The sequence below is a fragment of the Acinetobacter sp. SwsAc5 genome (assembly GCF_013391485.1).
Taxonomy (GTDB): Bacteria; Pseudomonadota; Gammaproteobacteria; order Pseudomonadales; family Moraxellaceae; genus Acinetobacter; species Acinetobacter towneri.
The window spans coordinates 1-1,111 of sequence record NZ_JACAXD010000072.1; the positions used below are offsets into that span (position 1 = coordinate 1).

Sequence of the window (1,111 nt, forward strand, 5' to 3'; positions counted from 1 at the left end):
AATCAATAATTGAACCGCTCTTTCTCTGATTTCAGGGGTATATTTTGGTTTTGTCATTGGAACATTCTCTCAAGAAAGTTGGTCTCCGACAAACCCGGTACGGTTCAAGTCACATTTAAAGTGCTTTGCGCTCATCATGCTTGTGATTATTTTAAAGCAAACATGTAATCTTTCTTCTGCATCTAAAGCCTTGCCCATCAAGTGCTTACCACAATCATTTTATCGACGTATGCAGCGCTTCTTTGCAGGTCAGTATTTTGATTATCGTCAAATTTCTCAGTTGATTTTCAATATGTTTTCATTCGACCAAGTGCAACTGACTTTAGATAGAACCAATTGGAAATGGGGAAAACGAAATATTAATATCCTGATGCTCGCAATCGTTTATCGTGGAATAGCGATACCTATCCTTTGGACATTGCTTAATAAACGTGGAAATTCAGATACGAAAGAGCGCATTGCTTTGATTCAACGCTTTATAGCCATTTTTGGTAAAGACCGTATTGTGAATGTGTTCGCAGACAGAGAGTTTATCGGTGAGCAGTGGTTTACATGGTTAATTGAACAAGACATCAACTTCTGCATTCGTGTTAAAAAAACTTCATTGTCACCAATCATTTAGGAAAGAATCATAAAATTAGTGATTTATTTCGCCATCTTAAAGTTGGTCAAATTGAATGTCGTAAACGACGGATTTTGGTTGGTCGGGTGAAACTATATATAAGTGCACTACAGTTAGAAAATGGAGAGCTTTTACTCGTCGTTTCTCCTCAGTTTAATGCCAATGCTATTCAGGATTATGCATTACGCTGGGAAATTGAAACCTTATTCAGTTGTCTCAAAGGACGCGGGTTTAATCTTGAAAATACGCGCTTGACAGACCCTAGACGAGTGAAAAAATTGATTGCGGTGTTAGCTATAAGCTTCTGTTGGTGTTACTTAACGGGTGAATGGCAACATGATCAAAAAAAAGTGATAAAAATAAAGAAGCATGGACGACTCTCAATGAGTTTATTTCGCTATGGTTTAGACTATGTTCAAATGGCGATTCAGCGTTTAATTGGTTTTGGGAAAAAAGAAGAGTTTAAGGAAATTTTGGCAATTTTAAGAA

General features: G+C 36.9%; 1 protein-coding gene. It reads left to right on the forward strand.

What is annotated here, in order from left to right:
• Nucleotides 1-55 precede the first annotated feature (55 nt).
• Nucleotides 56-1,111 (forward strand): IS4-like element ISAba1 family transposase gene (locus HYG89_RS15895; protein ID WP_178868379.1). Its coding sequence is split into 2 segments (ribosomal slippage), with 1,057 coding nucleotides annotated over them: nucleotides 56-593 and nucleotides 593-1,111; the frame shifts between segments, so codons are not numbered across the junction. This gene is flagged as partial in the annotation.